Raw genomic sequence first — 9,472 nt, forward strand, 5'->3', positions numbered from 1 at the left:
TTTTTATTTTATAAAGGAAAAGTGAAACTTAATTTGATACCTCTTTCATTGGTGTCAAAATTAAGTTTTCCTTTTATAGTTTTTGTACGGTTTTCCACATTTTGGAGTCCATTTCTTAAAAAAAAGTTCTCTTTTTGTATTCCATTTCTGTTATCGGTGTAAATGAGCGTAATATTCTGAGTAGAATTTTTGAAAACCAGACTGGTTAATGTTGCAGGATTATCTGTTTTGGTTTGGCCTAAAAGTTCCTGAATGATGCGGAAAATGGTGATTTTCTTGTTTTTTTCGACCTTAGACCACGGAATTTCATTTAACCCATTAACAATAATATTCAGGTTTGGATTTTTAAACCCTGAAATCATTTCTTTTAATTCTGTTTCGAAGTTTTCATTGGTTGAAATAACGCTATTTTCTTTAGATATTTTTCTTGTTCGCTGATAAACATTGTCTAAAATCTGCAATAACTTTTCCTTGTCAGGTTCGTTTTCTAAATCAGTATTTTGAGAAAATGACACTAGATTGTAAACGTCGTCAGAGAGAGTGGCACTAAGTTTTTGAGAAATACGCATTTCGCTCTCATAAATCGTTTCTTGTTTTTCTTTTTTATTTCTCCAACTTAAATAAAAAATCAGGAAAGTGGTCGATAAAAGTACAGATGCAATAGTGATGTAAGAGACTATATTTCTGCTTTTTTGTTTTTCCAACAGAATTTGGTTCTGGATTGTCTGTGATTTAAGTTCTAGGTTTTCTTCTAAATCTTTTGCAAAATTGTATTTTATGTTTGCAGACTGGTTTTTTGTTTTTTGTCTGCTTTCGCTAATGCTGTCAATTAGTTTTATGTAGCTTAATGTATAGCGCTTTAGCTCGTTGCCGTTGCTTACTTTAATAATTTGAGCCAATGCCTGAGTTTTGTTGGAAGAAGAAACATCAATACAAGCTCTTTCATATGATTTTAATGCATAATCACGAGCTAGTTTAGGATTTTCTTTTTCGAAATATTTTGAAAGATAAATGTAGTTTTGAGTTAAGTCGAGACTAAAATTATGTTTTAGATTGAGCTGAAGACTTTTTTGATAAAGATTCAGTGCTCCCTCTTTTTTGAGATTAAAGTAACAATATCCCAGATTAAGCAATGTATAAGCATAATTCTCATCTGAAAATTCAGGATGGCTGATGCTTACAATTTTCCTTCGGCTCAAAGGTTCGAGAATTTCGGCAGCTTCTTCGTATTTTTTTTGTTCAATGTATGCAACAGCAATGTCATTTAAAACAAGTGATTTTTTAAATGAGTTCCCAGACACTTTTAAGGCTTTAGTATGATAAAGAATAGAGTTTTCTAGATCATCCATATTATGATAATTATCGCCTATAAAACTGTAAATGTTACGAACGGTTTGCTCTTTTTTAATTTTTTTTAAATACGGAAGTGTTTTTGTCAATAAAGCTTCGCTAGTAATATAATCGCCATAAAGCGATTGTATTTCTGCCATAGAAGAAATGAGATAAGCATATTCTTCATAATCAACAGAAACGTCACAAAGCAGTTGAGCTTTATTGTAATAGTAGTAGGAGCTGTCGTATTGGTCTTTAAAATAAAGTGAATCTGCTTTTTCGGTAAGCTTTTTTATTGTTTGCTTATTAGTGCTTTTGTTTGAAACGAAATTATTCTTTTTGTCACAAGAATGCAGTAAAATGATAATAGCTAAGATTGTAAATAGCTTACAAAAACAATTCGGTTGAAAAAATTGAGTTACATTTTTCATCTTACAACGGAAATTTGAAAGACACTTTAAATCCTTGATTAACAGAAGAAGTAAGATTTACCTTTCCTTTAATCTTCGTTATTCTGCTTTCAACATTGTGGAGACCGTTTTTGATTATCATTTTGTCGGTATCAATTCCTTTTCCGTTATCGGTATAATTTATCACAATATTTTTATCAGTTTTTTTGAAAGTGATTCCAACGAGTGTCGCTTCGCTATATTTTCTCATATTGACCAGTAACTCCTGAAGTACTCTGTAAACGGTAATTTTTTTATTTCGGTCAATCTGATGCCACGGAATTGTATCCAAACCATTTAAAATTAAATTTATTTTAGAAGTACTGAAACCCGAAATCATTTCTTTGAGCGAGACAATGTAATTTTCGTTTGTGATAATTATACTATTCTCTTTAGAAATATCGCGTGTTCTGGAATATATAGCATCAAGATTGTTCAATAATTGATCACGGTTTTCGGCAAGTGCCAGATTTTTGTTTTCTGCAAATGCCATTGTATGGTAAATATCATTGGCAAGTTCATCGTGTAATTTTTTAGATATTCTGGTTTCACTATTGTAAGCAGCTTCTATTTTTTCTCTATTTGCTTTAGAAGTCAGATAGAAGTATAGAATCAAAACTAGGCATAAAGTTAATGCAATTACAACATACGAGATTACATTTCTGTTTTTTTGTCTTTCTAATTTAAGTTCGTTTTCAGCTTTATGAGTCTTTAGTTTTAAATTTTCCTCTTTTTCTTTTTTAGAATCGTATTTGATTCGGGCAAACTGGTTTTTTGCTTTTTGTCTTACTTCAAAAATACTGTCCGACAAATTAACATAAAGGACAGAATACTTTTTTAAATCATCGCGCGAACTGTTTTTAATTATGAGCTTTAAAGCCATTAAGCGATTGTCAACATTGTGTAATTTTGTCAACATTTTATAACTTTCTATGGCGTTCTTTCTAGCCATTTCCGGGTTTTTAGCCTTGTCGTAATATTCAGCAACATGAAGATAACTATTTCCGGTTCCTAAATTGTCATTTATTTCTTTTCTGATTTTCAGACCTTGGTTTAAATACTGTAACGCTTCAGGATTTTTAGTTTTTAGATAACAAATACCAATATTATCAAGCGTTGTAGCAAGATACAGCGGGTTTTTGATTACTTCTTTTTTGTTTGATAAAGTATAAAAAATTTGCAATGCTTCGTCGTATTTTTTTTGTTGACGCAAAACAGTGGCGATATTATTTTTTGCAACTAGTTTTTTTTGTTCATTCGTTTCTAATGCCAAAGCTTTATTATAAAACAAAAAAGCATTGTTCAAATCACCCATAAATAAATAAGTAGACCCAAGCGTGGTGTAAGTATTCCATAAATGAACAGGGTTTTTTATGCCTTTTAGATACGGAATTGCTTCTGTGATTGTCGTTTCGCTTCCAGCGTAATCTCCTAAAACCAGCTGTAAATCGGCCATTTTATTTAAGACTGTTACATAATTTTCGATATTTTGGGAGGGATTGCAGATAAGTTTGGCCTTGTTGTAGTAATAAAATGCACTGTCGACATTTTTATATGTAAAGAATTCTGCAGCAGCAATAAGTTTTTCGACTTCGGTATTATTCTTCGGTTTTTTTACAATTGAATTTTGGTTCTTTTGGCAAGATAAAAAAAGGACAAAAAAACTGATTATATAGTGGTATTTATATATTCTTTTTGGTATCATGTACCAAAAATAAAAAAATATAATTTCCGTTAAAGAGTATAATTACAGTATTTTAAAATATTTTGATTGTTGAAAAATGCCATCGCTCATTTACAACTAAATAGAAAAAGCTCTCTGTTTAAGAGAGCTTTTCTTCTAATAAATTTTGTAAAATTTATCTTTATAAATTAAACGGCTCTTAATCCCGTTGTGATGGCAATCCTGTTCCAAGAATTTATGGTAATAATGGTTAGGATGATTTCAGCTAGATATTTGTCGTCAAATAGGCGTGCAGCATTTTGATAAACTTCATCAGAGACATGATTGCTGATTAAGGTAACTTCTTCTGTTAAAGCCAAAATTGCTTTTTCTTCTTCTGTGTAGACGTCGGCTTCTCGCCATGCGCTCAAAAGGTAAATACGTTGTTCTGTTTCACCATATTTGCGGGCATCTGCGGTATGCATATTAATGCAGAATGCACAGCCATTTATCTGTGATGCACGAATTTTAATAAGCTCTTTATGAGTAGATGTTAGTGAAGTGGTTGCAATGTATTTTTCTAAATTCATTAAGGCCTGGTATGCTTCTGGAGCGGCCTGCGGAATAACAATTCTTGATTTCATTTTTATATGTTTTAAAAGTTCATTACAAAGGTCAGTAATCGATACTCTTAAAAACTTGAACTACTTCAAGAAATACATTTCAGACTTTTCCAGCTCTTATTTTGCTCATAAATTCTGCCGAAAAATCTAAATAGGAGGCAAGCATATACTGTGGAACTCTTTGTACAAAATCGGGTTGCTGATTTTTAAAGTGATTATATCGTTCCTCAGCTGACATGGTAAACAAAAATTTAATTCGCATTTGCGCGGCGCCAAAAGCTTTCTGGGCAACAATCCTAAAGTATTTTTCCAGTTTGGGAATTTCATCAAGCAATGATTCTAAAACCGATTTGTCGATAGCAATTACTTCTGTTGTTTCTACAGCTTGAATATAAAAATGAGATGGCGTGTGGTTATGATAGCTCAAATAATCTGTAATCCACCAATTCTCTACTCCAAACTGAAGAGTTTGTTCCGTTCCTTTAGCGTTAATTATATATTGTCTCATGCAGCCTTTTACAATAAAATACATAGTATTGCAAATTTGTCCTTCTTCTAAAACATGATTTTTTCTTTTAATCTGAGAAATTGTCAAACGTGATTCAATACTATCAATTTCTGAAGAATCCAGATTAATAAACTTTTGAATATGTTTTACAAGTACATTATGCATTGTTTAAGTATTTGTATGAATTAATTGTAAAAATTAATAGCAAAGTTAGTATTTACTTTTATACCATTACTAACAGCAGCTTGCCAATCTGCATGTTTTATAAATTTAGTGATTTGATCATTCATAAATTTGCCGAACTCTTCATTTTTAGAATTTTTAAATTCAATAACTATGGAAATGTTAGATATTGAATTGTCTCTATTAATTGTGAATTTGGTTTTTGCATAAAAATCTCTTTTTTCACTGCTTTGAATGAATTTTTTTGGGAATACAAAAGAAGAGAAAAAGTCTTTTTGAATTTCAATCTTTTGCTCTAAAAAGTCTCCGGCTTTTGGATATATCAAACAATAGTCATCTACTCCAAATGGATATTCAAAAGGGATTTCTATTCTGCTCATTACGTACAAACTGTCTGCAGTTTTGGTAATGTTCTTAATGAAATTTTGCCCATATTTTTCCTTCAGTAGTTCATTAGATGCTTTGCAGTAACAATTTGATAGTAATGGATATTTAGTTTCATCATCTAAAATCCAAGATGGGTCTAAATCACGAGATTCTGAAAAGTTAATTCCTTTTTCTTTTAGCAAATCTATTAAATGAGAATAATGCCTATTATAATCGCTGTCAAGATGTCCTTCGGGGATTAGTTCGTAGAGGACTTCTTGTTTTTTAAAATCAATTTTTGCTCGTTCAATTTCGGAAATACAGTTTACATCACGTTTATCAATTAGCCCAATTATGGTCTTGATAGAATATTTGTCGAATTTTTTCTCTTGAGCTTTCGCAAAAAGTATTTGTATTATAAATAAAGGGACAAATAGTTTCTTCATTTTTAACAGTTTTGGCTAGAAAGATAATAAAACAAAAAACCATTCGAATTAACGAATGGTTTTTCTATAATAAGTAAGTAATCTTAAATTGAGTTTATAAAACGTTTATTTTACTTTGTTAAGAATAGCTTTGAAAGCTTCTGGGTGGTTCATAGCTAAATCTGCAAGAACTTTACGGTTCAATTCGATTCCGTTAGCTTTAACTTTTCCAATGAATTGAGAATATGACATTCCTTCTAATCTAGCTCCAGCGTTGATACGTTGAATCCATAATGAACGGAAATTTCTTTTATTCTGTTTTCTGTCACGGTAAGCATAGCACATCGCTTTCTCTACCGCGTTCTTAGCAACTGTCCAAACGTTTTTACGTCTACCAAAGAAACCTTTGGCTTGCTTCATTATTTTTTTTCTTCTTGCTCTTTTAGCAACTGAATTTACCGATCTTGGCATAATTTTAATGTTTTTTTGTAGCAGGCGTCCTGAATTGAATCAAAGGAACTTGAAAGCCATACTCCAAGGTTATATAAATATTTTTTAACCTAAAGAATCCTTTATGTTGTATATTGTATTGCAGTATATTGTATCGATGTCAAAGACAATTTTACATTATACATTTTACATTTTACAATAATTAGATAATTCTTAATTGTTGTTTAATGCTTCTCATATCTGTTTGGTGAACTAGCGCTGAGTGTGTCAAAGCTAATTTACGTTTTTTAGATTTTTTAGTCAAGATGTGACTTTTAAAAGCATGCTTTCTTTTAATTTTTCCAGAGCCAGTAACTTTAAAACGTTTCTTAGCGCTAGATTTTGTTTTCATTTTAGGCATTTTTCCTAGTGTTTTAATTTAATTCTTACTTACTTAATATTTTGTTTTATCTTAAAGTTTCAGGTTCGCTATTGAACACTGGTGCTAAAAAACAGAACGTTATTTCTTTTTCTTAGGAGCAATGAACATAATCATTCTCTTTCCTTCCAAAACAGGCATCGCTTCAACTTTGCCGTGTTCTTCCAAATCTTGTGCAAGACGAAGTAATAAAATCTGTCCTTGGTCTTTATAGATGATCGAACGTCCTTTAAAGAAAACAAATGCTTTTAATTTAGACCCCTCTTTAAGGAACTTTTCAGCATTCTTTCTTTTAAATTCATAATCATGTTCGTCAGTTTGAGGACCAAATCTAATTTCTTTTACAACTACTTGAGACGATTTTGCTTTTAAAACTTTATCACGTTTCTTTTGTTCGTAAACAAATTTCTTGTAGTCCATTATTTTGCATACTGGCGGTTCAGCATTTGGAGAGATTTCTACTAAATCTAACTCAAGCTGGTCAGCAAGACGTAGTGCGTCTGCTATTTTAAAAACGCCAGGTTCAATGTTTTCGCCTACAAGACGTACTTCCGGCACACGAATAAGATTGTTTATTCTGTGTGCATCTTTTTTTTCTACTCGAGGTTGTTGACCTCTGTTGCTTCTTATTGCTATGACTTTCTAATTTAAGTTAAACTGTAAATACTTTTAATGTCTTATTTATTTCTTCGTTTACAATTCTGACAAATTCATCAATTGAAACTGTGATATTTCCTTTTCCTTCCTGACCGTGGCGGCGAATAGAAATCGTATTGTTTTTCTCTTCTTCCTCACCTACAATGAGCATGAATGGCGTTTTCTGAATTTCAGCATCTCTAATTTTCTTACCGATTGTTTCATTTCGGTTGTCAATTAGGGCGCGAATTTCGTGATTTTCTAGCAAATCTAAAACTTTTTTAGCATATTTTTCGTATTTCTCGCTCAAAGACAAGATTATAGCCTGCTCAGGCATTAGCCAAAGAGGGAAATTCCCAGCTGTATGTTCCAGTAAAATAGCTATAAATCGTTCCATAGAACCAAAAGGAGCTCTGTGAATCATAACTGGTCGATGTAATTCGTTATCGGCACCTTTGTAAGTTAAGTCAAAACGTTCTGGTAAGTTATAATCTACTTGGATTGTTCCTAACTGCCATTGTCTACCTAAAGCATCTTTAACCATAAAATCCAGTTTCGGACCGTAAAATGCAGCTTCACCGTATTCAACAACTGTGTTAAGACCTTTGTCTCTTGCAGCATTGATAATCGCGTTTTCAGCTTTCTCCCAGTTTTCGTCTGTACCAATGTATTTTTCTCTGTTTTCCTGATCTCTTAATGAAATCTGAGCTATAAAGTTTTCAAAACCTAACGAACCAAATACATATAATACAAGGTCAATTACTTTTTTAAACTCTTCATCCAATTGTTCTGGAGTACAGAAAATATGTGCATCATCCTGAGTAAATCCTCTAACACGAGTTAAACCATGCAATTCACCAGATTGCTCGTATCTATATACAGTACCAAATTCCGCATAACGTTTTGGTAAGTCTTTATATGACCAAGGTCTTACATTGTAAATTTCACAGTGGTGAGGACAGTTCATTGGTTTCAATAAAAACTCTTCACCTTCTGCGGGAGTGTGTATCGGTTGGAAGCTGTCGGCACCATATTTAGCATAGTGACCAGAAGTTACATAAAGATCCTTTTGTCCAATATGCGGACTCACAACTTGTTCGTAACCTGCTTTCTTTTGAGCTCTCTTTAAGAATTGCTCTAAACGTTCTCTAAGTGCAGCACCTTTTGGTAACCATAGCGGTAAACCTTGACCGACTTTTTGTGAGAAAGCAAATAATTCTAATTCCTTTCCTAATTTACGGTGATCACGGCGTTTTGCTTCTTCAAGAAGTTCAAGGTACTCAGTTAAATCTTTTTGTTTAGGGAAAGAAGTTCCGTAAACACGAGTTAACTGTTTGTTTTTCTCGTCACCTCTCCAGTAAGCACCGGCAACACTCATTACTTTCATGGCTTTGATGATTCCAGTATTAGGAATATGTCCACCACGACATAAATCAGTAAAAGTAGAGTGGTCACAAAAAGTGATAGTTCCGTCTTCAAGATTTGAAATCAATTCAGTCTTGTAAACGTTATCTTTATACATTTCTAATGCATCAGCTTTGCTAACCGGACGCATTTTGAATTCATGTTTTCCTCTAGAGATTTCAAGAACACGATCTTCGATCTTTTTGAAATCAGCTTCAGAAATTTTCTGATCTTCAAAATCAACATCATAATAGAAACCATTTGCAATTGCAGGTCCAAGAGTTAATTTAATTCCTGGGTACAATTCTTCAAGAGCTTGTGCCATTACGTGCGAAGTCGAATGCCAGAAAGCTTTTTTACCTTCAGCATCATTCCAAGTATATAAAATAAGATTACCATCGGTCGTCAATGGAGTTTCGGTTTCAATAGTTGTACCATTAAAAGATGCAGAAATAACATTTCGTGCAAAACCTTCGCTAATGTTTTTAGCGACCTCCATTGGAGTTACGCCTGAAGCGAACTCTCTAATTGACCCATCGGGTAAAGTAATCTTGATCATTGTTTATAATTTTGTGAATGCAAATATACATGATTACAAAAATACATACAATATATAATATGTATAAGATTGCTTTATTATGTAAGAACCTAAACATACTATATTATAATGAGTGATTTCATTCCGATAACCCGACAGGTTACCAAAGCCAGTCGGGTTTGTTTTTTATAAATATATATGTATTTTAAATTTTGATTTTCAGTAGAGATTATACAGCAGTGCTTCTTATGCGCAGTTCAGGAAAAGCTGAATAATTCAGTTTGTGGATACTATAATATATAGATATGTGCGTTGAGCTAAGTGATGGCTCTTTTAAGATGAGATTTGAAAATGATTGTCTTTATTTTTTTGAGGAGCTTGATCCCGCTATGCGCTTCAATCTTTTGTGCCGAACCCCGGCACAAAAGGATTTCCGCTCCTATCGGGGCTAGTGGGGGGCGTTTTCGAGAGAAGCTT

Annotated in this window: 9 protein-coding genes; all 9 read right to left on the reverse strand. The window is 32.5% G+C overall.

The genetic code is table 11. The features are described from left to right. Positions 1–8: 8 nt before the first annotated feature. Complete coding sequence (locus ACFFLS_RS03785) at positions 9–1,763, reverse strand: ATP-binding protein (protein ID WP_379683142.1); 1,755 nt, start codon at positions 1,761–1,763, stop codon at positions 9–11. A gap of 1 nt (position 1,764) precedes the next feature. Continuing rightward, on the reverse strand, positions 1,765–3,486 hold the full coding sequence (locus ACFFLS_RS03790; RefSeq protein ID WP_379683141.1) for a tetratricopeptide repeat-containing sensor histidine kinase: 1,722 nt from the start codon (positions 3,484–3,486) through the stop codon (positions 1,765–1,767). A 167-nt stretch (positions 3,487–3,653) separates the two neighbouring features. Beyond that, a complete protein-coding gene (locus ACFFLS_RS03795; protein ID WP_379689177.1) occupies positions 3,654–4,088 on the reverse strand; it encodes a carboxymuconolactone decarboxylase family protein in 435 nt (144 codons plus the stop codon). A gap of 79 nt (positions 4,089–4,167) precedes the next feature. Beyond that, positions 4,168–4,740: a Crp/Fnr family transcriptional regulator gene (locus ACFFLS_RS03800; RefSeq protein WP_379683140.1), complete on the reverse strand. Its 573-nt coding sequence runs from the start codon at positions 4,738–4,740 to the stop codon at positions 4,168–4,170. A 20-nt stretch (positions 4,741–4,760) separates the two neighbouring features. After that, entirely contained in the window at positions 4,761–5,570 is an 810-nt protein-coding gene (locus ACFFLS_RS03805) for a hypothetical protein (RefSeq protein ID WP_379683139.1), read from the reverse strand. 105 nt (positions 5,571–5,675) lie between these two features. Continuing rightward, positions 5,676–6,020: a 50S ribosomal protein L20 gene (rplT, locus tag ACFFLS_RS03810; RefSeq protein WP_379683138.1), complete on the reverse strand. Its 345-nt coding sequence runs from the start codon at positions 6,018–6,020 to the stop codon at positions 5,676–5,678. A 181-nt stretch (positions 6,021–6,201) separates the two neighbouring features. Next, positions 6,202–6,399 (reverse strand): 50S ribosomal protein L35, encoded by a 198-nt coding sequence (gene rpmI, locus ACFFLS_RS03815; RefSeq protein WP_008464950.1) that lies wholly within the window; start codon positions 6,397–6,399, stop codon positions 6,202–6,204. Positions 6,400–6,498: 99 nt separating this feature from the next. Then, positions 6,499–7,047: a translation initiation factor IF-3 gene (infC, locus tag ACFFLS_RS03820; protein WP_379683392.1), complete on the reverse strand. Its 549-nt coding sequence runs from the start codon at positions 7,045–7,047 to the stop codon at positions 6,499–6,501. Between the two features lie 22 nt (positions 7,048–7,069). After that, positions 7,070–9,016 (reverse strand): threonine--tRNA ligase, encoded by a 1,947-nt coding sequence (gene thrS, locus ACFFLS_RS03825; RefSeq protein ID WP_379683137.1) that lies wholly within the window; start codon positions 9,014–9,016, stop codon positions 7,070–7,072. Positions 9,017–9,472: the final 456 nt, after the last annotated feature.

Origin of the sequence: Flavobacterium procerum, assembly GCF_042431625.1 — a bacterium.
In the GTDB taxonomy this organism is placed as follows: domain Bacteria; phylum Bacteroidota; class Bacteroidia; order Flavobacteriales; family Flavobacteriaceae; genus Flavobacterium; species Flavobacterium procerum.